The 22448-nt window shown below is 68.1% G+C and carries 23 protein-coding genes; 9 read left to right on the plus strand and 14 right to left on the minus strand.

Annotation, left to right across the window (positions count from 1 at the left end; all coding sequences use genetic code 11):
* Nucleotides 1–2 precede the first annotated feature (2 nt).
* The 5 genes from AB0H75_RS26975 to AB0H75_RS26995 are packed head-to-tail and all read left to right on the plus strand — an operon-like array spanning nucleotide 3 to nucleotide 3358.
* Nucleotides 3–860: an alpha/beta fold hydrolase gene (locus AB0H75_RS26975; protein ID WP_367800714.1), complete on the plus strand. Its 858-nt coding sequence runs from the start codon at nucleotides 3–5 to the stop codon at nucleotides 858–860.
* An 11-nt stretch (nucleotides 861–871) separates the two neighbouring features.
* Nucleotides 872–1660: an alpha/beta fold hydrolase gene (locus AB0H75_RS26980; protein WP_367800716.1), complete on the plus strand. Its 789-nt coding sequence runs from the start codon at nucleotides 872–874 to the stop codon at nucleotides 1658–1660.
* Nucleotides 1657–2457, plus strand: coding sequence for an IclR family transcriptional regulator (locus tag AB0H75_RS26985; RefSeq protein ID WP_367800718.1), 801 nt, complete (start codon nucleotides 1657–1659; stop codon nucleotides 2455–2457). The genes AB0H75_RS26980 and AB0H75_RS26985 overlap by 4 nt, the downstream gene beginning before the upstream one ends.
* Nucleotides 2454–2969 (plus strand): MaoC family dehydratase N-terminal domain-containing protein, encoded by a 516-nt coding sequence (locus tag AB0H75_RS26990; RefSeq protein ID WP_367800720.1) that lies wholly within the window; start codon nucleotides 2454–2456, stop codon nucleotides 2967–2969. The genes AB0H75_RS26985 and AB0H75_RS26990 overlap by 4 nt, the downstream gene beginning before the upstream one ends.
* A complete protein-coding gene (locus AB0H75_RS26995; RefSeq protein ID WP_367800722.1) occupies nucleotides 2966–3358 on the plus strand; it encodes an acyl dehydratase in 393 nt (130 codons plus the stop codon). The genes AB0H75_RS26990 and AB0H75_RS26995 overlap by 4 nt, the downstream gene beginning before the upstream one ends.
* A gap of 41 nt (nucleotides 3359–3399) precedes the next feature.
* Here AB0H75_RS26995 and dmpG read toward each other — a convergent pair whose 3' ends face one another.
* From dmpG to AB0H75_RS27015, 4 genes are read right to left on the minus strand one after another with little or no spacing between them, the layout of a single operon-like run.
* Nucleotides 3400–4422, minus strand: a complete 1023-nt coding sequence (gene dmpG / locus AB0H75_RS27000; RefSeq protein ID WP_367800724.1) for a 4-hydroxy-2-oxovalerate aldolase — start codon at nucleotides 4420–4422, stop codon at nucleotides 3400–3402.
* A complete protein-coding gene (locus tag AB0H75_RS27005; protein WP_367800726.1) occupies nucleotides 4419–5315 on the minus strand; it encodes an acetaldehyde dehydrogenase (acetylating) in 897 nt (298 codons plus the stop codon). Before AB0H75_RS27005 ends, dmpG begins: the two co-directional genes overlap by 4 nt.
* Nucleotides 5312–6106 carry a 2-keto-4-pentenoate hydratase gene (locus AB0H75_RS27010; protein WP_367800728.1) on the minus strand — a complete coding sequence of 265 codons (795 nt, stop codon included), beginning with the start codon at nucleotides 6104–6106 and terminating at the stop codon, nucleotides 5312–5314. The genes AB0H75_RS27005 and AB0H75_RS27010 overlap by 4 nt, the downstream gene beginning before the upstream one ends.
* Before the next feature lie 48 nt (nucleotides 6107–6154).
* On the minus strand, nucleotides 6155–7117 hold the full coding sequence (locus AB0H75_RS27015) for an ABC transporter substrate-binding protein (protein WP_367800730.1): 963 nt from the start codon (nucleotides 7115–7117) through the stop codon (nucleotides 6155–6157).
* Between the two features lie 165 nt (nucleotides 7118–7282).
* On the opposite strand from AB0H75_RS27015, the gene AB0H75_RS27020 reads away from it, so the two are divergent.
* From AB0H75_RS27020 to AB0H75_RS27030, 3 genes are all read left to right on the plus strand, one after another.
* On the plus strand, nucleotides 7283–8284 hold the full coding sequence (locus AB0H75_RS27020; protein WP_367800732.1) for an NAD(P)/FAD-dependent oxidoreductase: 1002 nt from the start codon (nucleotides 7283–7285) through the stop codon (nucleotides 8282–8284).
* 1 nt (nucleotide 8285) lies between these two features.
* A complete protein-coding gene (locus tag AB0H75_RS27025; RefSeq protein WP_367800734.1) occupies nucleotides 8286–8591 on the plus strand; it encodes an indolepyruvate ferredoxin oxidoreductase subunit alpha in 306 nt (101 codons plus the stop codon).
* Nucleotides 8592–8785: 194 nt separating this feature from the next.
* Nucleotides 8786–10315, plus strand: a complete 1530-nt coding sequence (locus AB0H75_RS27030; protein WP_367800736.1) for a carboxylesterase/lipase family protein — start codon at nucleotides 8786–8788, stop codon at nucleotides 10313–10315.
* 464 nt (nucleotides 10316–10779) lie between these two features.
* On the opposite strand, the gene AB0H75_RS27035 is transcribed toward AB0H75_RS27030, so the two are convergent.
* From AB0H75_RS27035 to AB0H75_RS27060, 6 genes are all read right to left on the minus strand, one after another.
* Nucleotides 10780–12027, minus strand: coding sequence for a DUF3500 domain-containing protein (locus tag AB0H75_RS27035; RefSeq protein ID WP_367800738.1), 1248 nt, complete (start codon nucleotides 12025–12027; stop codon nucleotides 10780–10782).
* A gap of 100 nt (nucleotides 12028–12127) precedes the next feature.
* The gene (locus tag AB0H75_RS27040) at nucleotides 12128–12439 is read right to left on the minus strand and encodes a hypothetical protein (protein WP_367800740.1); all 312 of its coding nucleotides are present in this window, start codon (nucleotides 12437–12439) and stop codon (nucleotides 12128–12130) included.
* A gap of 34 nt (nucleotides 12440–12473) precedes the next feature.
* Nucleotides 12474–13259: an SDR family oxidoreductase gene (locus tag AB0H75_RS27045; RefSeq protein WP_367800742.1), complete on the minus strand. Its 786-nt coding sequence runs from the start codon at nucleotides 13257–13259 to the stop codon at nucleotides 12474–12476.
* Between the two features lie 59 nt (nucleotides 13260–13318).
* On the minus strand, nucleotides 13319–14512 hold the full coding sequence (locus tag AB0H75_RS27050) for an acetyl-CoA C-acyltransferase (protein WP_367800744.1): 1194 nt from the start codon (nucleotides 14510–14512) through the stop codon (nucleotides 13319–13321).
* Nucleotides 14513–14541: 29 nt separating this feature from the next.
* Complete coding sequence (gene fabG / locus AB0H75_RS27055) at nucleotides 14542–15300, minus strand: 3-oxoacyl-ACP reductase FabG (protein ID WP_367800813.1); 759 nt, start codon at nucleotides 15298–15300, stop codon at nucleotides 14542–14544.
* Nucleotides 15301–15399: 99 nt separating this feature from the next.
* Entirely contained in the window at nucleotides 15400–16788 is a 1389-nt protein-coding gene (locus AB0H75_RS27060) for an FAD-binding oxidoreductase (RefSeq protein WP_367800746.1), read from the minus strand.
* Between the two features lie 799 nt (nucleotides 16789–17587).
* On the opposite strand from AB0H75_RS27060, the gene AB0H75_RS27065 reads away from it, so the two are divergent.
* Nucleotides 17588–18292, plus strand: a complete 705-nt coding sequence (locus AB0H75_RS27065; protein WP_367800748.1) for a GntR family transcriptional regulator — start codon at nucleotides 17588–17590, stop codon at nucleotides 18290–18292.
* Between the two features lie 29 nt (nucleotides 18293–18321).
* Here the strand turns inward: AB0H75_RS27065 and AB0H75_RS27070 are convergent, their stop codons facing one another.
* From AB0H75_RS27070 to AB0H75_RS27085, 4 genes are all read right to left on the minus strand, one after another.
* Nucleotides 18322–19194 carry a fumarylacetoacetate hydrolase family protein gene (locus tag AB0H75_RS27070; RefSeq protein ID WP_367800750.1) on the minus strand — a complete coding sequence of 291 codons (873 nt, stop codon included), beginning with the start codon at nucleotides 19192–19194 and terminating at the stop codon, nucleotides 18322–18324.
* A gap of 123 nt (nucleotides 19195–19317) precedes the next feature.
* Entirely contained in the window at nucleotides 19318–19791 is a 474-nt protein-coding gene (locus tag AB0H75_RS27075; protein ID WP_367800752.1) for a MaoC family dehydratase, read from the minus strand.
* Nucleotides 19792–19817: 26 nt separating this feature from the next.
* Nucleotides 19818–21563 (minus strand): biotin carboxylase N-terminal domain-containing protein, encoded by a 1746-nt coding sequence (locus AB0H75_RS27080; RefSeq protein ID WP_367800815.1) that lies wholly within the window; start codon nucleotides 21561–21563, stop codon nucleotides 19818–19820.
* A gap of 19 nt (nucleotides 21564–21582) precedes the next feature.
* Complete coding sequence (locus AB0H75_RS27085; RefSeq protein WP_367800753.1) at nucleotides 21583–22377, minus strand: enoyl-CoA hydratase-related protein; 795 nt, start codon at nucleotides 22375–22377, stop codon at nucleotides 21583–21585.
* Nucleotides 22378–22448: the final 71 nt, after the last annotated feature.

A 22448-nucleotide genomic window follows, 5' to 3' on the forward strand; every position in this document is an offset into this window, starting at 1 on the left:
TCATGAGCATCTGGACCGAACTCATCGACGTCGACTACCGGCACACGTACGTGGACGCCGGCGGCATCCGTACCCGTGCTCTGCAGGCCGGGCCCGAGGACGGCGAGCACGTCGTCTTCCTGCACGGCACGACGGGGCACCTGGAGGCGTTCGTACGCAACATCCCCGCGCACGCCGAACGCTACCGCTGCCACGCCATCGACATGCTCGGGCACGGTCACACCGGCAAGCCCGACAAGCCGGGGGAGATCCCCGCCTACGTCGAGCACCTGCTGGCCTACCTCGACGCGGTCGGCGCGGAGCGCGCGCACCTGGTCGGGGAGTCGCTCGGCGGCTGGGTGGCGTCCTGGGCGGCGAGTGAGCATCCCGACAGGGTCGCCTCGCTCCAGCTGCTCTGCATGGGCGGGACGCAGGTCAACCCGGCGGTGATGGAACGGCTGAAGACCTCGACCCGCGCGGCCGTGGAGAGTGACGATCCGGCGCTCACCCGCGAGCGGCTGGGGCTGCTGTGGGCGCACTGGGACGAGGACCTCGGTGACGAGCTGACCGACGTCCGGTTCGACATCTACCACCGGCCGGAGTTCGCGGCGAACCTGCACAACCTGCTGGCCCTGCAACACGTCGAGACGCGCGAGCGCAACCTGCTGCGGCCCGAGCGCATGGCCGCGATCAAGGCGCCCACCCTGGTGGTCTGGGGAAACAAGAACCCTTTCGGGGCGATTCCGGAGGCCGAGGCGATCGCGGAGGCCATCCCGGGCTCCCGGCTGGAGATCTTCAACGACTGCGGACACTGGCCGCAGCACGAGAAGGCCGACCTCTACAACCCGATGAGCCTGGCCTTTCTCGCCGCGTCATCATGACGGACGAGGCCGTGGGCCGAACGATCCGGTTCGGCTACGCGGACACCTCCCGCGGGCAGGTGCACTACGCCGAGTGCGGCACCGGGGCGCCGGTGCTGCTCCTGCACCAGACCCCTCGGTCGTGGGACGAGTACCGGGAGGTGCTTCCGCTGCTCGGCCGCACCCACCGGGCCATCGCGATGGACACCATCGGCTTCGGCGCGTCGGCGCCGCTCGCCGAGCACTCGATCGAGACCTACGCCGCGACCGTCGTCGAGTTCCTGGACGCGCTCGGGCTGGCCGAGGTCGCGCTGGTCGGCCACCACACCGGCGGAGTGATCGCGGTCGAGGTGGCGGCCCGGGCGCCTGAACGGGTGACGGCGCTGGTGCTGTCCTCCACGCCGTACGTGGACGCGGAGGCACGGGAGGCGCGCCGGCACCGGCCGCCCATCGACGCCGTCGAGCCGGACCCGGACGGTGCGCACCTGACCGCTCTCTGGCGTCGCAGGCAGCCGTACTATCCTCCCGCCAGGCCCGATCTGCTGACCCGGTTCGTACGCGACGCCCTCATCGTCGGTGACGACGTGGAACGCGGCCACGAGGCCGTCAGCCGCTACCGGATGGAGGACCGGATCGGTCTGATCCGCTGCCCCACGCTCTGCGTGGGCGCCTCGGCCGACCCGTTCACCGTGCCTGACCTCGGAAAACTGTCATCGCAACTGGAGATGTCAAAGGTAGCGATTATCGACGGGGGCATGATTCCATTGATGGAACAACGGTCGGTGGAGGTTTCTGAGTTGCTCGCCAGGTTTTTCCCATGACCATCATCTCGTTCGAAACCCCCCGTTCCGAGCCTCCGAAGCAGGCCACCTGCCCCGATCCCATGAACTCCGTGCTCGGCAAGGCCCAGCTGATCATCGAGGCGTTCACCGCGGACGACGCCACCCTGTCCCTGGCCGCGCTCGTCCGGCGCACCGGCGTGGCGAAGGCGACCGTGCACCGGCTGGCCCAGGAGCTCGTCAAATGGGGGCTGCTGGAGCGGGAGGGCAGCGACTACCGGCTCGGCCTGCGGTTATTCGAGATCGGCCAGCGGGTGCACCGGCAACGGATCCTCCGTGAGATCGCGCAGCCCTATATGGAGGATCTCCTGCTCAGCACGCACGAGACCATCCACTTCGCGATCCACGACGGCCTGGAGGTGCTGTACCTGGAGAAGATCCTGGCGCACCGGGGCCTCGGGCAGCAGTCGCGGGTGGCCGGCCGGCTCCCGCTCTACTGCACCGCCACCGGCAAGGTCATCCTGGCCTTCGGCCCGGAGTCGCTCTTCATCGAGGTCGTACGCAACGGGTTGAAGCCGCTCACCCGCCACACCATCACCTCCCCCGCCCGGTTGCGCGCCCAGCTCGACCGGATCCGGCTGGAGGAGGTCGCGACCGAGTTCGAGGAGGTCCGGCTCGGCTACATGAGCACCGCCGTCCCGGTGTTCGACCGGGACGCCGCGCTCGTCGGTGCGCTCTCGGTGACGGGACCCACCTACCGGATGGACCCGGGCAAGCTTTCCGGCGCGTTGCGTACGGCGAGCATGGGCATCACCCGCTCGCTGCAGCGGGTCCTGTGAGCACCCTGAGTCCCGCGCTGGCCGAGGTGCTGGCGCGGGCCGGTGAGCTGGCCGGTCGCTGGGAGGACGAGGACTGCGGCGTCGTCACCGCGAAGGAGTTCCGCCGGTACGCCGCGGCGGTCAACGACACCGCCTACCTGCGGGACGCGCGCGCGGCCGAGGCGGCCGGACGGCCCGTGACGGCCCCGCCGCTGTTCCTCACCGGCGTGATGAGCTGGGAGGACGGTCCCGTCGAGGACGAGCTGCGGCCGGACGGGCTGGCGGTCAGGGAGTCGCCGTGCACGCGCGGTCTGCCGGTGCGTCAGGTGCACGGCGGCCAGACGGTCCGGCTGGGAGGTCCGCTCGTGGCGGGCACACACGTCCGAGCGCTGCGCGCGGTGTGCTCGGCCGCCCCGAAGCGGGGCCGCTCCGGCAACTTCGTCGTGCTGGGCGTCACGACGCGCTTCATCGATGAGGACGGGACGGACCTGGCCTCCGTGGACGAGACGATCATTGTGATGGACCTGCCGTGACCGAATCATGCCCTCCGCGCGCCTACTCCCACAGCACGGTGCAACTGTTCCGGTTCAGCGCCGTCTCGTGGAACGCGCACCGCATCCACTACGACGAACCGTACGCGATCTCCGAGGGCTTCACCGGGACGGTCGTGCAGTCCACGCTGCACGGCGAGATGCTCGCCAGGCACGCGCTCGACTGGGCCGGGCCGCAGGCGCGGCTGCGCTCGGTGAGCTGGCGCAACCAGGCCTCCGCCGTGGCGGGCGAGCCCCTTGTTTGGACGGCGTCCGTCCGCGAGTCCGAGCCCGAGGACGACGGAGTGCGCCTGTGCCTCGAAGCGGCCATCGTCAAGGCCGACGGCACGCCCTGCGTCGTCGGGACGGTCGAGCTGCTCCGGCCGTCCTGAAGGCTCCCGGGGTTTCCCGGGAGCCTTCCCTTTCCGTTTTGTCAGGCGACGCGGTCGCGTTCGGCGACGAGCTGCAGGGCGACGTCGATGATCATGTCCTCCTGGCCGCCGACGTACCCGGCCTCGCCGACCCGCTGCAGGATCTCGTGCGCCGGTACGCCGTACCGCTCGGCGGCCCGTTCGGCGTGCAGCAGGAAGCTGGAGTACACCCCGGCGTAGCCCTGGGTGATCGCTGAGCGGTCGGCGAACGGCAGGCGGTGCAGGAACGGCTTGACGACGTCTTCGGCGGCGGCCAGCGCGCCCTGCACGTCCACGCCGGTGGGGATGCCGAGCCGTTCGAAGGTGGCGACGAGCACTTCGGTGGGGGAGTTGCCGGCTCCTGCGCCGAGGGCGCACAGCGCGCCGTCGATCTGGAGTGCGCCGTTCTGCGTGGCCAGCACCGAGTTGGCCACGCCGAGCGAGAGGTTCTGGTGACCGTGGAAGCCGACCTGGGCCTCGTGGCCGATCTCGGCGACCAGCGCGCTGATCCGGGCCTGTGCCTCGCCGAGCACGAGGGCTCCGGCGGAGTCCACGACGTACACGCACTGCGCGCCGCCGTCCACCATGATCCGGGCCTGGGCGGCGAGCTGTTCGGGGCCGATCCGGTGCGACAGCATGAGGAAGCCCACGGTCTCCATACCGAGGGCGCGGGCGGCGGCGAAGTGCTGCAAGGAGACGTCAGCCTCGGTGCAGTGGGTGGCGATCCGGGCGACCGAGGCCCCGGCGTCCCGAGCCTGCTTCAGGTCCTCCACCGTGCCGAGGCCGGGCAGCAGCAGGACGGCGATCTTCGCCTGGCGCGCCTCGTCGACTGCGGCCGCGACCAGCTTGACGTCGTCCTCCAGGGAGAAGCCGTAGTTGAAGGACGACCCGCCGAGTCCGTCGCCGTGGCTGACCTCGATGACCTCCACCCCGGCCCGGTCGAGCGCGTGGACGACACCGCGTACCTGTTCCTGGGTGAAGCGGTGGGCCATGGCGTGGCTGCCGTCGCGCAGGGTGGAGTCGGTGATCCTGATCTTGGTGCTCACGCGGTCACCTTCCTCAGGGCGAGTTGCTCGCCCACCCGGGCGGCGGCGGCGGTCATGATGTCGAGGTTGCCGGCCCACGGCGGCAGGTAGTCGCCGTTGCCCCGGACCTCCAGGAACACCGCGACGCGGGCCATGCCGTTCCAGATGTCGCGGGGAGGGTCGAACTGCGGCTCGGCGCGCAGGGTGTATCCGGGCACGTACGCGGCCACCTCGGCGACGATCTCGTGGATCGAGTCGCTGACCGCGCCGGTGTCGGCGTCCTCGGGGATCGCGCAGAACACCGTGTCCCGCATGATCATCGGGGGCGTCACCGGGTTGAGTATGATGATCGCCTTGCCCCTGGCGGCGCCGCCGACCTGCTCGATGGCGCGGGCGGTCGTCTCGGTGAACTCGTCAATGTTGGCCCGCGTGCCCGGGCCCGCCGAGCGGGAGGCGATCGAGGCCACGATCTCGGCGTAGGCGACCGGGACCACTCGCGAGACGGCGTGCACGATCGGGATGGTCGCCTGGCCGCCACAAGTGATCATGTTGAGGTTGGGCGCGTCGGACAGGGTGTCCAGGTTGACCGGCGGGCACACGAACGGCCCGGCGGCGGCGGGGGTGAGATCGATCGCCGTGATCCCGGCCCCGGCGTAACGCGGGGCGTTGGCCAGGTGCGCCTTGGCGGAGGTGGCCTCGAAGACCAGGTCGGGCAGGGTGTCCTGGGACAGCAGCCAGTCCACCCCGCCGGCGGAGGCCGTTACGCCGAGATCTGCGGCACGGGCCAATCCGTCGGAGGCCGGGTCCACGCCCACCATCGAGTGAATCTCGATCACGTCGCTGCGCAGCAGCTTGACCAGCAGATCGGTGCCGATGTTCCCGGGCCCGACGATCGCCGCGCTCAGCCTGCTCACCGCGCCACCTCCGCGAAGGCCGCGGTCACCGGGCCGAGGCCGGCGAACGTGGCGGTGACGGTCTGGCCCGGCGCGACGGGGATCGCCGCGGTGACCGACCCGGGCAGCACGACCTGCCCGGCCTCCAGGCTCACCCCGCGCTCGCCGAGCACGTTGGCCAGCCAGACCAGCGCGTTGACCGGGTCGCCGAGCACCGCCCCGCCCGCGCCGGTCTGCTCCAGTACGCCGTCGCGGTGCAGCAGGCAGCCGGTCAGCGCCAGGTCGAGACCGTCCAGCCGGACCGGCCGGGTGCCGAGCACGACGCCGCCGCTGGAGGCGTTGTCGGCGATGGTGTCCGCCAAGGTGATCTTCCAGTCCGCGATCCGGGAATCGATGATCTCCAGGGCGGGCAGAACGAAGTCGACGGCGGCCGCCGCCTGAGCGGCGGTCACGCCGGGGCCCGACAGCGGGCGGCCCAGCACGAAGGCGATCTCCGGCTCGATCCGCGGCTGCAGGAAGCGCCCGGAGTCGATCGGGGCGGAGTCCTGGAAGAGCATCCGTTCCGTCAGATGGCCGAAATCCGGCTGGTCCACCCCGAGCTGCCGCTGCATCGCCGCTGAGGTCAGTCCGACCTTGTGACCTTTGACCACGGCGCCCGCCGCGATCCACTCGCGGACCTGGGCGAGCTGGATCGTGTAGGCGTCGTCGATCGACATGCCGGGATATGTGGTGCTTAGTGGTGGAATTGGGGTGCCGGTCGCGTACGCGTCGAGCAACGCGGCCGCCGCCTTCTCCACGGAACCGGTGTCCATGGCTGTTCCCTTCGATGGTTGAGGATCGCCGCACATCGGATGAGGCGCCTATGGCCGGACGTGCTGCTCGTACCAGCCCTTCAGCATCACGGTCTGAAGATCGGGCGCCTTCTTGATGAGCTTCTGCTCCAGCAGGAAGTCCACGAGCTTCTTGTCGTTCGTGTAGTCCTCGTCGGTGAAGCCGCGTGCCTTGAAGTTGATCTCCGGGAGCGCCTTGACGGTCTGGGCGGCGGGGATCTTCACCTCCTTCTCGGTCGCCTCGGCAGCCGCCTTGGGGTCGGCGGTCACCATCTCGTCGGCCTGCGCGATGACCTGGAACACCTTCCCGGCGAGGTCTTCGTTCTTCTCCAGCCAGGTGCGCCCGGCCACCAGCCACTGCCTGAACCCGACGCCGAAGTCGCCGATCTGGCCCGCGATGTGGCCCCCGCCCTCCACCCCCTTGGTCACCCACGGGTCGAAGAGGACGTAGCCGTCGATGGAGCCGCGGGTCAGCAGGGCGGGAATCTCCGGCGCCGAACTCGACAGGATTTTCACCGAGGCCGGATCGATCTTGTTGTAGCGCAGGTAGGAGTACGTCGAGTAGAGGCCGATCCCTGGGATCGAGGCCATCGTCTTGATCTGCTGGGGCTTGTCGATGCCCTTGCGCAGCACCACCTTGAGGTAGCGGTCCGAGGACTCGAACACGCCCAGGGCCCGCAGGTCGTCACTGGCCGCCATCAGCGACAGTGCGGTGGAGTTGGACTGGAGCGCCAGCTGCGCGGTCCCCGCCTGGACGGCCTGGGAGGCCGCCGGGCCCCCCTCGGTCTGCATGAGCTGGACGTTGAGGCCCGCCTTGGCGAACAGCCCCTTCTGCTGGGCCAGGTACAACGGCGCGTAGGAGGCGTCGACGCCGAGAGCGATCCGGACGAGCGGCCCCTGGGCCGCGTTCCCCTCGCTGGAATCGGTGGTTCCGGCAGTGCAGCCGGTGAGGAGGAGCAGAGCCGAACAGGCGGCGATCACACCCGCCCTCACACTCGGTCTGGATTTTGTGTTCACGTGAGCTCTCCCTTGTCACCGGAGGCCGTGTCGGTTGTGGAGGGAGCCTCCCAGCCGGTCGCGGCTCGCATAAGCGCGGCGTCCTGCTCACCGGAACGGGGCGATTTGCGAAGTTTACGACCGTCCCTACGGTCTTCCATCATGTCCGTTCCCACCGACGCCCCTGTGGTCATGGAGACCGAGGTGCTCGTCATCGGCGCCGGTCCCGCGGGGCTTTACGGCGCGTACTATGCCGGTTTCCGTGGCCTGCGCACTGTCGTCCTGGACGTCCTGCCCCAAGTCGGCGGGCAGGTCAGCGCGATGTACCCGGAGAAGCCCATCCTGGACATCGCCGGGTTCCCCGCGGTGAAGGGCCGCAACCTGGTCGACAACCTGCTCGCGCAGGCGAATCAGTACAAGCCCACTTATCTTCTGGGGCGCCGCGCGGTCGCGCTCGTCCACGACGGCGAGGGACGCCCGGTCGTCCACACGGACCGCGGCGAGGCCATCCGTGCCGAAGCCGTCGTCATCACCGGCGGCATCGGCACGTTCACACCCCGGCCGCTGCCCGCCGGGGAGGCGTATCTCGGCCGCGGGCTGGTGTACTTCGTCCCGGACCCCGACGAGCACACCGGGCGGGACGTCGTCATCGTCGGTGGCGGCGACAGCGCCTTCGACTGGGCCGCGGCGCTCGCCCCGATCGCCCGTTCGGTACGCCTCGTCCACCGCCGGGACCGCTTCCGCGCGCACCGGGCGAGCATCGAGCACGTCCGCGACCTCGGCATCGAGATCATCGTCAACGCCGAGGTCACCGCCCTGCGCGGGGAGGGCGACGTGGAGGCCGCCGAGGTCCGGCTGCGGGACGGCGCCGTACGGGTGCTGCAGGCGCAGACCGTGGTCGCGGCCCTCGGTTTCACCGCCGACCTCGGCCCGATGGAGGAATGGGGCCTGCACCTTCACGCCCGCCACATCACCGTGGACACCCGGATGGCCACCAACCTCCCGCGCGTCTTCGCCGCCGGCGACATCACCGACTACCCCGGCAAGGTCCGGCTGATCTCCGTCGGGTTCGGCGAGGCCGCCACCGCCGTCAACAACGCCGCCACCGTCATCGATCCCCGGGCTGTGCTGTTCCCCGGGCACTCCACAGAAAAGGACACCTGACATGCCCTACGTCATCGGCCCCGCCTGCACGGACGTCATGGACCGTTCCTGCGTCGAGGAGTGTCCAGTCGACTGCATCTACGAGGGGCGGCACAAGCTCTACATCAACCCGCTCGAGTGCATCGACTGCGGCGCCTGCGAGACGGTCTGCCCGGAACAGGCCATCTCCGCCGACCGCAAGGCCGCCCCGGACGTCCTTGACGAGAACCGGCGCTTCTTCGAGGGAGTGTTGCCCGGCCGCGACGCACCCCTGGGCGCTCCAGGAGGCGCCTCCAAGGTGGGACCGATCGGTGTGGACCCCCTTTAAAGACTCGATCCGTTGAACGGAACGGCGGCGTTGGCACCCACTGATCTCAAGGGGACATTTGGCGCCTCGCCCGTTGCCATCCTTTGGGAGGTTCAGTGCGTTTCACCCTCCGGCGATGGCTTGCCGTCGTCGCAAGCCTCTTCGCCCTGCTGGCCGTCACACCTGTCACACCGGCGTCCGCGACGTCCCACTCCTTGACGGTCTCCACCGACAAGGGCGCGGTCGCCGGAGTCACGGCGGACGGGGTCGACCGGTTCCTCGGCATCCCGTACGCCGCGCCGCCGGTCGATGCCAGGCGGTGGCAGCCTCCCGCGCCCGCTCCCGCCTGGTCGGGTGTCCGGCAGGCGACCGCCTTCGGCTCGCGCTGCATGCAGCCGTACGGCGCGGGCATGAGCGAGGACTGCCTGTACCTCAACGTCTACACCCCCGAACAGCGCACGAACCGGCCGCTGCCGGTGATGGTCTGGATTCACGGCGGAGGCTTCTCCAGCGGTTCGGGCGCCGACAACGACGGCTCGCTGCTCGCCAAGACCAACAACATCGTGGTCGTGTCGATCAACTACCGGCTCAACGTGTTCGGCTTCCTCTCCCTGCCCGGGCTGAGCAACCAGGGCGCGGGCAACTACGGCCTACTCGACCAGGAGGCGGCGCTGCGCTGGACCCAGCGCAACATCAGAGCCTTCGGCGGCGACCCCCGCAAGGTGACGATCGCGGGCGAGTCGGCCGGCGGCCACTCCGTCTGCGCCCTGATGGCCTCGCCTTCGGCGCGCGGCCTGTTCACCGGCGCGATCATCCAGAGCGGTGGATGCCCGAGCCACACGGCCGCCCAGGCCGCCGCCCGGGGCAAGGACTACGCCACGGCCGCAGGCTGTACCGATCCGGCCACCAGCGTGTCCTGTCTGCGGGGCCTGACCTCCCAAGCGCTGGAGGCCGCCGGCCGCGGGTTCATCGGCGGCATCCTGACCGGACCGCTGCCGGTGTCCGGGACTCCTGAGCTGCCGCTCGCGCCGGCCGACGCCGTACGATCCGGACAGTACAACAAGGTCCCGCTCATGATCGGCAGCACGCGCGACGAGGTGCGTGGATGGGCACTGCCGTTCGCGAACGCGACCAAGGAACAGTACGAGCGGGCGATCAGGCTCGAGTTCGGGGCACAGGCAGATGCGGTGCTCGCGCACTACCCCTACAGCGCCTACCCCAGCCCGTACACCGGGACGTACGCCATCAGCTCGGTATGGGACGACAGCAGTGTCTTCTACGGACTGGGCGGCTGCCAGTACCAGAACCTCACGGCGCGATTCGCGGCCAGGCAGCCGAGGACGTACTTCTACGAGTTCGACGACCCCCACCCGCCCGCCTACGCTCCGGGCGGCTCCTACGCTCCGCCCGGCTTCGACCCCGGCGCCCCGCACGGCAGTGAGCTCCCCTACCTGTTCCCCTCGCAGGCCTCGACGTTGCTGACTGCGGAACAGCGGCAACTGTCCGACGCGATGGTGCGCTATTGGGGCTCGTTCGTGAGCAACGCCAACCCCACGGCCATCGGGCAGGCGGCTTGGCCGCCGTACCGCAGCGGCAGGTACATGTCGCTGCTGCCTGGCGACAACAGCCACGCGTTCAAGACCGAGGCGTTTGAGACCCAGCACCAGTGCTCGTTCTGGAACAGCATCGACTACGACTGGCTCACCCTCAATCCGGACCAGCTCGCCCAGCGGGCAAGCTCCTGAGGACGGGCTCTTCTCCCGGACCCGGATGATCTCGCCACACCTGTGAACGCGGATCCGTCTCGCCCTCGGTCGCCGAGGGCGAGACGGACGCCGTCATGGCCGGCGCCGCCTTCGCGCCGGCAGCCCTCTGCCGCTGAGAAGTGGATCAACCACGCCCGGATCCGAACCCTGGTCCCAGGTGGCGCGGAAGCGCTCTCGCCGGAACGCTGACGGTCCCTCTGCCGCTGAAGTAGCGGAGAGACAGTAAGTGGCTCTCGTGCCGGGCGCTTACGCAATGTGCCGTACGCGTCGTTCCGCATGGAAATGCCCATGCCAAGAATGTTCAAAAATGTCGCTTGGTGTTTCAGGGTGCCGTTGGCCGAAGAGCAACCAGCGAGCAGCCGACGGCGCGATTGCGTGGCCTTGATCATCCCGACCTGATCGGATTTGTCGTACATCCGTAGATTCGCTGGGATGGGAGCATGTCAATCCTCGTCGAGAGTGGCTGGGCCGTCCGCGGGTCCATGCAGCATCGCCCCGTAGTCATTGCCGTTCGGGGTCCGGATGACTGTATGGGTATGGAACTTCTTCGGTTCCTCGTTCGAGAGGAAGACACCCGCGTGGTGATCGAGCTCCAGGATCACGACAGGCGACTGGAGCCTGAAGTAGAACGGGTCGTCGTCGCCGGTGCCCCCGATCCAAGCGAAGTAGGTGTCTGCGAGGTGCGACTCCAGCTCGCGCATGCGGTGGGTCAATGGACCGGACGGGAGGTAGTCGAGCATCTCTCGCGCGATGGCCATAGCCAGGCGCTGCTTGTCGGGGCTGACCTCAGTCAGCGAGATGCCCTCATAGGGGATCACCCGGTTGTCGCGGAACGCGCCAGCAAGGTTGAGCTCGTCCGCCGGGTGGATGCGGTCCGGCGGCATGGCTGAATCACGCTTCTTGCCGAACAGGACGGCGCGCTCTCGCTCCTCGGCGTCGAGACTGCGGACAAGAAGCAGTGCGAGGCGCTCCTCAGGAGCGAAGAGCGAGTACGACGCGTCCCACCTGGTGCTGTCCAGACGGGTTGGCTCCGCACCCATGAAGACAGGGGTGAGCACCATCTGCGCCCCCGCGAAGAAGCAGTTGAGCGCGAGATGGTGGCCGTATACCTGCCAGCCCCAGACATCGTCGGCCCGCGGATCGCCGAACACGTTCACGTTGTAGCTGAACTCGTTCATGATCTGAGGGGCGAGCACGAGGCGTCCGAGCTCGTCATTGACCCGCATGACCTGTTGCACCTTGGCGAACCCGCTTTCGCTCAGCGACGACGCCATGAGCTCAAGAGCGGCGAGCCGGATTTCAGGACTGCATTCATCGAGCCGAAGGCCGTACTGCTGCAGGTAGATCTCCGGGTTCATCCACGCCCGCCAGACGCGGCTGTTGATCGGATGCGAGACGACCTCCTGCTGCTCGGGAGACAGCAGGTCGAGGAAGGCCACAGCCGCAGCAGCGGCCTCCTTGCTCGGAGCCGATTCGTCACGACGGCCGAACAGGCCGGCGCGCCGCTCTCCGTCCGAGGTCACACCGGTGAAGGGACCAGACCGGTACAACCCGAGCCACTCCTGCAAGACCGCGTTCACCTCAGGGATCGCAGCCGCACGGGCGGCGTGGCCGCGGGGATCCACATCGCGCAGCATGCGAATCCGTTCGTCGTCCGGCTTGCGAACGTAGTCGAGGTAACTCTCCGGCATCGGCTTCCCTTTCCTCAGTGCCCGGGCGTCATGCGCTCAGGGTGTCGCGGCCATGCTGAGTGACGTGAGGCTCACAAGACCTCTGGCGAGTGCTGCCTGTTCACCCAGCGCTCCCGGGCCAAGCGGTCATGATGGGATCGACTACGTTCACCACCGAGCTCACGACGACATCCGGGTTCGTCAACCAGTGCTCGTCGCGCTCGGGGGCGCGCCTGTACACCGCCTCGGCCTCCTCCATGGGGAGATCATGCTCGACTGCCCACACGAACTGGTGGTTCTCGCGGTCGGCCAGAGCGAAGAGGAGCCGGTAGCCGTACTGCTCCCGGATCGGCACGAGCCCTCGCCACCAGCCGATGAAGTCGTCCATCCGACCGGGCTCGATGTTGTAGCGGAGCAACTGGATATTCGACACGCTTCCTCCTGTACACCTGAATTCCGGATGGTCCTCAGAGGAGTCCGGCGTTGCTTCCGCCGTCGACGCGCAGGCTCGACCCGGAGATGTAGCCGGCGTTCTCACTGCAGAGGAAGGCACAGGCGGCCCCGAACTCCTCGGGGCGTCCCAGGCGCTTGGCGGCCACGCCGCTGGCCTGACGGGCGCGTGCCTCTTCGAAGGTCAGGCCGTCGCGCTCCATCTCGACCCTGGCGACTTGTAGCTGGCGTGGGCTGTCGATGCGCTCAGGCAGCAGTTGGTTGATTGTCACGTTGTCACGGACGGCGTCTCGCTGAATGGCCTTCATGACCGCCGTCAGACCGGTTCGAGCACCGGCTGACGCCAGCATCAGCGCATGAGGAGCGGCGACCATCGCCGAGGTGATGTTGACGATCCGCCCCCAGCGCCGGGCCCGCATTCCAGGCAGATAGTGACGCACGAAGAAGATGGGGGTCAGGTAATGGAGCCGGATCCCTTCTTCCAGATCGTCGGTCGTCACGTCGTCGAAGGCAGCCGGGCGAGGACCTCGATTGTTGGTGACGAGGATGTCCGCCTCCGGGAGCGCGCTCAGCACGGCCGCTCGACCGGCGTCGGTCAGGACGTCGGCCTCCACGTAGCTACACGTCGCTCCGTACGCGGCGTTGGCCTGGACTTCAGCGGCCGCTTGAGCGAGCTTGTGACGATCGCGGCCGTTGATCGTGACGTTCACCCCCTCGGCGATCAGAGCCTCCGCACACGCGCGGCCGAGGCCCTGGCTCGACCCAAGGACAAGCGCCGTGCGTCCTGCGATACCTAGATCCATGACGTGCCGAATCTCCTCTGAAGTGGGGTTTGTACCTGGAACTTGTTGTGCCGCGGTCCTCAGAGGACCTCGAACAGACCTGCCGCACCCATGCCGCCGCCCACGCACATCGTGACAACGACCCAGCGGGCGTTGCGCCGACGCCCTTCGATGAGCGCGTGCCCCACAAGGCGTGCACCCGTCATCCCATACGGATGTCCGATCGAGATGCCCCCGCCATTGACGTTGTACGTCGCGGGATCGATGCCGAGCTTGTCTCGACAGTAGACGGCCTGTGAGGCGAAGGCCTCGTTCAGCTCCCACAGGTCGATGTCATCGACGTTGAGTCCGTGCGCGTCGAGGAGCTTGGGGATCGCGAAGACCGGGCCGATCCCCATCTCGTCCGGAGCGCAACCGGCCACTGCCATGCCGGCATAGCGTCCCAGCGGCGCAAGACCGCGCCGCTCCGCCTCGGCCTCCTCCATCAGGACCGACGCGGACGCGCCGTCCGACAGCTGCGATGAGTTGCCTGCCGTGATCGTCGCGCGCGTCGAAACCTGCCCGTCCGAGAACACCGTCCGGAGACCCGCCAGCGCTTCGATGGTGGTCCCAGGTCGATTCCCCTCATCTGCGGTCAAGGTGACGGTCTCGCGCCGGGGACCGTCCTCGCTCCGCACGACCTTCGTCGTCGTCAGCGGTGCCAGTTCGTCCGAGAAGCGCCCCTCGGCCTGGGCGGCAGCCGTACGCATCTGAGACATCAGGGCGAACGCGTCCTGCTCCTCACGCGTGACGCCGTACCGGTCGGCGACGATCTCCGCAGTGTTCAGCATCGGCAAGTAGATGTCAGGAATCCGGGCCAGGAGCCACGAGTCCTCAGCGCGATAGCCGTTCTGGTGGTCGTTCTGGACCAGCGAGATCGACTCCACCCCGCCACCGACGACCACCTGCATCCCGTCGTGCACGATCTGCTTGGCCGCCGTCGCGATCGCCATGAGACCGGATGCGCACTGCCGGTCCACCGACATTCCCGCCACAGAGTCCGGGAGACCGGCGCGCAGAGCGCTTTGCCGAGCGACGTTGAAACCGGTGCTGCCTTGCTGCATGGCGCATCCGAGGATGACGTCGTCGATCTCCGGACCTTCCAGGCCCGCTCGTTCGACCGCGGCCCTGATGACGTGTCCTGCCAGTTCCTGTCCCGACGTGTCGTTGTAGGCACCGCGGTAGGCCCGTCCGATCGGAGTGCGGGCGGTCGACACGATCACGGCGTTACGCATGATGTCCTCCTCCTTCAGAACGACGTCGGTCAGTTCAGGGGGCCGCCGGCGACGTACAGGACCTGTCCTGACACGAACCCGGCGTCCTCTCGGGCGAAGAAGGAGACCGCGGCGGCCACATCCTCCGGTGCGCCCGGGCGGCCGACGGGGATGTTGCTGACCAACGTGTCCCGGAACTCCTCGAACGAGACGCCGAGACGCTCCGCGGTGGCGCGGGTCATGTCGGACTCGATGAAGCCGGGAGCGACGCTGTTCGTGGTGATGCCGAAGCGGCCGAGCTCAAGAGCCAGGGTCTTGGTGAAACCCTGGATGCCGGCCTTCGCCGCTGCGTAGTTGGCCTGGCCCCGGTTGCCCAGCGCGGACGAGCTCGACACGTTGACGATGCGGCCGAAACCGGCCTCCACCATGAACTTCTGAGCAGCCCGCGACATCAGGAAGGATCCACGGAGATGGACGCCCATGACCTGGTCCCAATCCGAGACCGACATCTTGAACAGGAGATTGTCGCGGATGATGCCTGCGTTGTTGACCAGGATCGTGGGCGGGCCCAGCCTGTCGGCGACCTCGCTGACGGCCGCCTCGACAGCCGCCTCGTCCGAGACGTCGGCACCGACAGCGAGGGCCACACCGCCAGCCGCTGAGATGGCGTCCGCGACTCGTGCGCAGTCCTTCTCCAGGAGATCGAGTACCACGACGGCGTGACCGTCCGTGGCGAGGCGGTGCGCCACCGCCTCACCGATCCCTCGCGCTGCTCCGGTCACGATGGCGACGCGCTGTGGTGTTGACATGTCAGATCCTGTTCTTGTCGGCTTCGATCTGCGCCGCAAGGCGCTGCCGGCCGGAGACTTCGCGGCCGTTGAGAAGAGTGCGAGGTCACCTGTCGGCGGTCAGATACCTGCGCCTGGATTGAGGATGTTCTGTGGATCCAGAGCGTCTTTGATGCGCTTGTTGAGGGCGTGCACCTCGGGTCCGAGGTAGCCGGGAAGCCAAGCGCGCTTGAGTCTGCCGACGCCGTGCTCGCCGGTGATCGTGCCGCCGAGGGCGACCGCAAGGTCCATGACCTCGCCGTACGCGACTTGAGCGCGCCGGGCGTGGTCCTCGTCGGCCGGGTCGAAGACGATGAGCGGGTGCGTGTTGCCGTCCCCGGCGTGGGCGATGACCGCGATGGTCACCTCGCGCATCTCGGCGATGCGCTCGATCCCGCGGACCAGGGCACCGAGCTCCGGGAGGGGAACGCCCACATCCTCCAGCAGCAGGGCGCCCTTCTGCTCCACCGCCGGAATGGCCATGCGGCGTGCTACGACGAACGCCTCTCCTTCATCCGGATCGTCGGTCGAGAAGACCTCGACGGCCGCATGCCGTCGGCAGATCTGGGCGACCTCCTCAATCTCTTGCGCGGCGAAGCCCGCAGGCTCGTCGGACTGCACGACCAGCATCGCAGCTGCGCTTCGGTCGAGTCCCATCCGGGTGAGGTCCTCCACCGCGTTGATCGAGGCCCGATCCATGAACTCGAGCATCGAGGGACGCATGACACGGGAGATGTCGAGAACCGTCGCTGTTGCGTCATCGAGGGAGGCGAACGTCGCGACCAGTGTCGACGGGACACGCTGCGGGGGGATGAGGCGAAGGACGATCCGCGTGACGATGCCGAGTGTCCCTTCGCTTCCGACGAAGAGCTTCGTGAGCGCCAAACCGGCCACATCCTTGAGACGCGGCCCGCCGAGCTCGACGGCCGTGCCGTCCGCGAGCACGACCGTGAGACCGAGGACATAGTCCGCCGTGACCCCGTACTTCACGCAGCACAAGCCGCCGGCGTTGGTCGCGACGTTGCCGCCGATGCTGCAGAACTCGAACGATGAGGGGTCCGGTGGGTACCAGAGGCCGTGCTGCGCGGCCGCAGCCTTGACCTCAACGTTGAAGAGTCCCGGCTCGACGACGGCCGTGCGGGTGTTCGGGTCGACCGTGATGGCCCTCATCCGTTCGGTCGAGATGACCACGCTCCCATCGATCGCCGTCGCCCCGCCGGACAAACCCGATCCCGCGCCCCGGGGGATGACGGGGAGCCCGTGCTCCGCAGCGAACCGGACGGCTGTCTGCACGTCTTCTGTGCAGGTAGCCCGGACGACGACGAGCGGCGTTCCCGCCTCAGGATCGTTGGCACGATCCCAGCGATAGCTCGCCATGCTGTCCGGATCCGTCAGCACGATGCCCTCGGACAGGGCGTCGACGAGCGGCGCCACGTCGACGCCACGAGAGGAGGTCGTAATGCCGCTCATGGGAGCCTCTCAGTAGGAACATCATCGAAAATATCGATTTTTGATGACCATTACGATAACCATGCCGTCTACCGACGTCAATGACCGCGCCCTATCGGCCGGGGGACGGCCGCGACCTGGAGATGTGCCTGCCTCATGCCGGGCGGCACGGCGTGGAGGGCGGCTCCAGCTCCGCGCGGGCTGCGCGTTGTCGTGTAGATAAATCCACTAGATATCGATATTCTGTGAGCTGCGGGGGATCGCGCCGCCCCTGTCGACAGCCAGGACAGAGGTCGATCCTCACGATCGGTCGGCGGCTCGCGTGATGAGTCCAGGAGGGGTGAGTGGCAGGGCGCAGCTATCGGGGTTTCCCACCTGAAAGCCCATTCCCGATCTCCCCAGACCGGTTCGAGGCCGATCGGCCGGCGGACCGACGGGGTCACGAGCAGCGCGACCTTCTCGTCGGCCTCGTTCGGCTGTACACCGATCTCGGGCCGACGGGGTCTGCTGCCCGCCGGCCCGATGAGATGGCGCGGTACATCGATCGAATCCACCTCTCGTCGGTCGGCGGACGTGGATGCTTTCATGGGCTCCGAGTATCCGAACCTGCGGGGGGACGTGATGAACGCCAGATCGTGCTTCTGCCGCCGCGCCCCATCGGGAAGGGCAGGGGGACCTCGAGGTCGATTTCGCGCTGAGGGGCGCAGGAATCTGAGCGTCAATCAGCAGGCACGGGCCCGCGCCCGTGCCTCAAGCATGGACCGGCGCCGCGTGGACGGTGCCGGGGGGCACCCTCTTCCACTCACCTTGAGGAGCCAGAATGCCTTCCAAGAGCGATGCTCGACGAGCAGGATCGGGCACCAGCTTCGCGACGGAGGTGGCAGATGCCATTCGGTCTGACATCCTCGAGGGCCGAATCCCATCGGGGGAACGTCTGCGCCTCAAGCCCCTGTGCGAGCGCTTCGGCGTCAGCCTGTCGGTGATCCGGGAAGCCCTCACTCGACTGGTCGCGAGCCGTCTGGTCGTCTCCGCACCTCAGCTCGGGTTCGCGGTCGTCTCGATCGACGAGGCGCACCTCCGGGATCTCACAGCCGTCCGCTGCGAGGTCGAGGGTGTCGCGTTGCGCTGGGCGATCCAGCGTGGAGGAGTGGACTGGGAAGCCGGGATCGTCTCAAGCCTCCACACGCTCGAACGGACTCCCGTCACGCTCCCGGGATCCGCGGAGGACCCGGGCGGCAGCTGGCCGCAGGTGCACCGACACTTCCACTACGCGCTGGCGAGCGGCTGCGGCAGCCCGCTCCTGCTCGACTTGCGCGACGAGCTGTTCACATCGTCGGAGCTCTACCGGATGTGGGCGTCGGTGCCCGCCGCCGACCACCATCGCGACGTGCACGCCGAGCACGCGGCGATCGCCCGCGCGGCGCTCGCCCGCGCGGAGGACGAGGCCGTCGAGCTGCTGACGCAACACCTGCAGACGACGGCCGACCTCCTGATCCGCTTCCGCGCGGAGCACGCCGCCTCCTGACGGGCGGCCCGGGTCTTTGCGCCATGCGCTCAGAGCCAGCTCGGCTCCTGGGCGGCCCTCGAGGACTCCACCACCGGATTGGACAGCACACCGAGCCCGGTGACCTCGATCTCGATCACGTCGCCCGGCCGCATGAACACCTGAGGGTTGCGCGCGATGCCCACGCCTGCGGGAGTTCCGGTGACGATCACGTCACCGGGCCGGAGGGTGGTGAAGGTCGAGGCGTAGCTCACGAGAGTGGCGATGTCGAAGGTCATGTCCCTCACCACGGCCTGCTGCAGCACCTCACCGTTCAGTCTGGTGATGAGCCTCGATGCCGTGATGTCGGGGACTTCGTCGACCGTCCACAGATACGGCCCGAAGGCTCCCGAGCGGTCGAAGTTCTTACCCGGACCCCACTGGGACGTGTGTGTCTGCCAGTCCCGGACGGATCCGTCGTTGTAGAGGGAGTAGCCCACCACGTGGCTGAGCGCCTCTTCCCGGCTCACGCCCTCCGCCGTCGAACCGATGACGACCGCGAGCTCGCCCTCGTAGTCGAACTGCTCGCTCACCGAGGGCCTCTCCAGCGCCTGCCCGTGACCGACATGGCTGTCGTTGAAACGCATGAAGAACGTCGGGTACGGGGCCTTGGGCTGGTCACCCTCCTTTCGGTGGTCCTCGTAGTTCACTCCCGCGCAGAGGATCTTGCCCGCGTCAGGGAGGGGCGGAAGGAGGGTGACCTCGGCGAGGTGGTGGTCAGCGGCCGCATTGACGAAGGCGCCGGCGTCAGCGAGCGCTTGGCGCTCCAGGAGGGAGCGAATCGAGTCGACCCCAGGAAGCCGCACGCTGAGGTCGACCAGTCCGTCGGACGTTACGAGCCCGAAGGACTGACGACCGGCGTGGAGGTAGGTGGCCAGTTTCATGGCGGGAGCTCCCAACCTTCAGGTCGACGGCTGCTGGACCCCGGTCCAGGGCCTTTGTTCGACAAGTTAAGTTCGTATCGGAATGTGCGTCGTTGTGATTCTCTGCGCGAGGCATCGCCATCGTCAGGACCGCTCGAAGAACCGGGCGGCCTGGGTCGCCACGCAGACCGGCTTCTCGTGCCCTTCGCGCTCGAAGACCTGCGCCACGAGAGTGTGGATGCCCTGTCCCTCGTCCGGCTTGACCGCAGTGATCGTCGCGCGTAGGCGAATACGCGACCCCACGGGCAGCGGAGCCGGAAAGCGGACCCGCTCGTAGCCGTAGTTCAACGCATGAGCGAATCCCTCGAAGGAGATCAGCTCTTCGAGCATCGCCGGTCCGAGCGACAGGGTCATGAGCCCGTGCCCGATGGTCGATCCGAAGCTGCTCGCAGCGGCGCGAACCGGGTCGACGTGGATCCACTGACGGTCTCGGGTCAGGTCCGCGAACGCGTCGATGCGCTCCTGGGTGATGTCGAACCATGTGGAGACGCCGAGTTCGTCGCCGACCAGGGCGGCGAGATCGTCATAGCTGCGGGGTCGTGCGATCTGGGTTGTCACGGTCTCTTCTCCGTCTCGAAGGCTGCTTAGGTGATCCGAGCCAGGACCTGGTGGCGGCTCACGGTGTCGCCGGCAGCGATGCAGAGGTCACCCACGATGCCTGCACGGGGCGCCAGGACGACCTGCTCCATCTTCATCGCTTCGAGCACGGCGATCGCTTGCCCTCGTTCGACGGCCTCTCCCTCCTGGGCGAGGACTCGAATCACGACACCCTGCATCGGGGCGACGACAGACCCGTGATCGCTGATGACGCCCGCTCGGGCCGCAGCGACGCTCCGGCCCCGGTCCGTTCGACCGGCTGGACGCACGGCGTGGACTGTCATGGTGAGGCGCCGTCCGTCGACGTCGACGACCAGCTCGGTTCCCTCCACGGGCATGGTGTTCCCGCGGTCGTCGACCCGGTCCTCGCCGTCAGCCCATGGAGCGACGTCGAGGTCCGCTGTGTCCTGCACCCAGGTCGTGTGCACGCGGAGAGGCGGTTCGAGCGTTGCGAAGTCCTGCGCCGAGACGATCTGGAGATGTGCGGGCACGAGGGTCGGCACTCCTTCGACCCGCAACTCGCGGAGAGCGCGCCGAGCCCGCTCGAGCGCTTGTCCACGATCGCGCCCCCAGACGATGAGCTTTCCGATCAGGGAGTCGAACAGCGCGGGTACCTCGTCGCCCTCCTCGTAACCCGCGTCGAATCTGACACCGGGACCTCCGGGGGGTCGCAGGCGGCGCAGCTTGCCACCGGCGGGCACGAAGCCTGCGCCCGCGTCTTCTGCATTGATCCGGAACTCGATGGCGTGGCCCCGCACTGTCGGGTCGTCGTAGCCGAGCGGCTCGCCCCGGGCGATACGCAGCATCTCCCGCACGACATCGATGCCGACGACCTCCTCCGTCACGGGATGCTCCACCTGGAGCCGGGTGTTGACCTCAAGGAAGGCGATCGATCCATCCGCCGCGAGGAGGAACTCGCAGGTGGCGGCGCCGACATAACCGACCTCGGCGAGCAGCTTCTTCGACGTGGCGACAAGGACCGCGGTCTGCGCATCGTCGAGGAAGGGTGCCGGAGCCTCCTCGATGAGCTTCTGATGGCGCCGCTGGACGGTGCAGTCACGCGTCGAGAGCACCACGACGTTTCCGTGCATGTCCGCGAGACATTGCGTCTCGACATGACGAGGCCGATCAAGGTACTGCTCGACGAAGCACTCACCGCGGCCGAACGCTGCCGTCGCCTCGCGCGTCGCGGCACCGAACGCCTCGTCGAGCTCACTGAGGTCACGGACCACCCGCATGCCGCGACCCCCACCGCCGTGCGCAGCCTTGATGATGACCGGGAGACCATGGAGCTCGACGAACGAGCGGGCGTCAGCAGGGTCCGAGAGGGGCCCAGGCGTCCCGTGTGCGAGGGGAGCTCCGATCGACGCTGCGACTTCACGCGCGGACACCTTGTCACCCAGCCGGCTGATCGCCTCTGGAGAAGGGCCGACCCAGATCAGGCCCGCGTCCTCAACAGCGGCTGCCAGCTCCGCGCTCTCGGAGAGGTAGCCGTAACCTGGGTGGACGGCGTCCACATGCGCCGCTCGAGCCGCTGCGACGACCGCTGCGACATCGAGGTAGGCCGACGGCGAGCCGTCGCCGAGGCGGATGGCCTCATCGGCGAGGCGGACGGAGAGTGCGTCGGCGTCGGCGTCCACGTGCGTGACGACACTGGTGATTCCTTCGTCGGTACAAGCCCGCACGAGCCGGACCGCGATCTCGCCGCGATTGGCGATGAGAAGGCGGCGGATCGTGCGCGGTCGCGCAGACTCAGGCATCCTGCGCGCTCGCAAGCGGAGCGAACTCAGGCGAGCGACGCTCGGCGAAGCTGGCGACGCCCTCATCGAGATCAGGGCGGGCGAACGACTCGAGCATGAGGCGGTCCGCCTCGCTGAAAGCGGTGTCGAAGCCGCGGGTTGCATCATCCCGGAGCTGACGCTTGATCACCGCCATTGAGGTGGGAGAGCACCATTCGGCCAGCTCCGCTGCGTAGTCGAGGGCGGCACGGACCACGTCGCCCTCGACGAGCCGGTCCACCAACCCGATCTGAGCCGCCTCAGTGGCATCGACCTTGCGGCCGGAGAGAAGCAGGTCCGAGGCCCGGCCGTGACCGAGGCGGCGAGGCAGCACCCAGGCGATGCCGTACTCGGCGATGAGGCCCCGCCGCACGAAGCTCGTGAGGAAGACGGCTCGGGACGACGCCAGAATGACGTCGCAGTACATCGCCTGGACGAAGCCGAGACCCGCGGCGGCCCCGTTCACGGCACCGATGATCGGCTTGCGAATGGTGAGCGGGAACGACTTGGGGCGTGGCCGCCGGAGTTCTTCCGTCGTCTTCGAGGCGACGGAGGAGAGGACCTCCATGTCGGCTCCGGCGCAGAAGCCCCGGCCACTTCCCGTGACCACGATCGCGCGGACGTCGGGATCGGCATCGGCATCCGCCAGCAGGTCGAAGTAGAGATCCTCCATCTCGTCGGTCCACGCGTTCAGACGCTCGGGTCGATTGAGGGTGAGCAGGAGGACGGCGCCATGACGCTCGGCGAGTACGGGATCAAGGGGACTCATCGTCACTCCCTGTTGTCTGAGGATCGTGGCGCTCGATCGAGCGTCCGATGCAGCGTAGCGAAAGATAGATA

Origin of the sequence: Nonomuraea sp. NPDC050783 (assembly GCF_040802095.1) — a bacterium.
In the GTDB taxonomy this organism is placed as follows: Bacteria; Actinomycetota; Actinomycetes; order Streptosporangiales; family Streptosporangiaceae; genus Nonomuraea.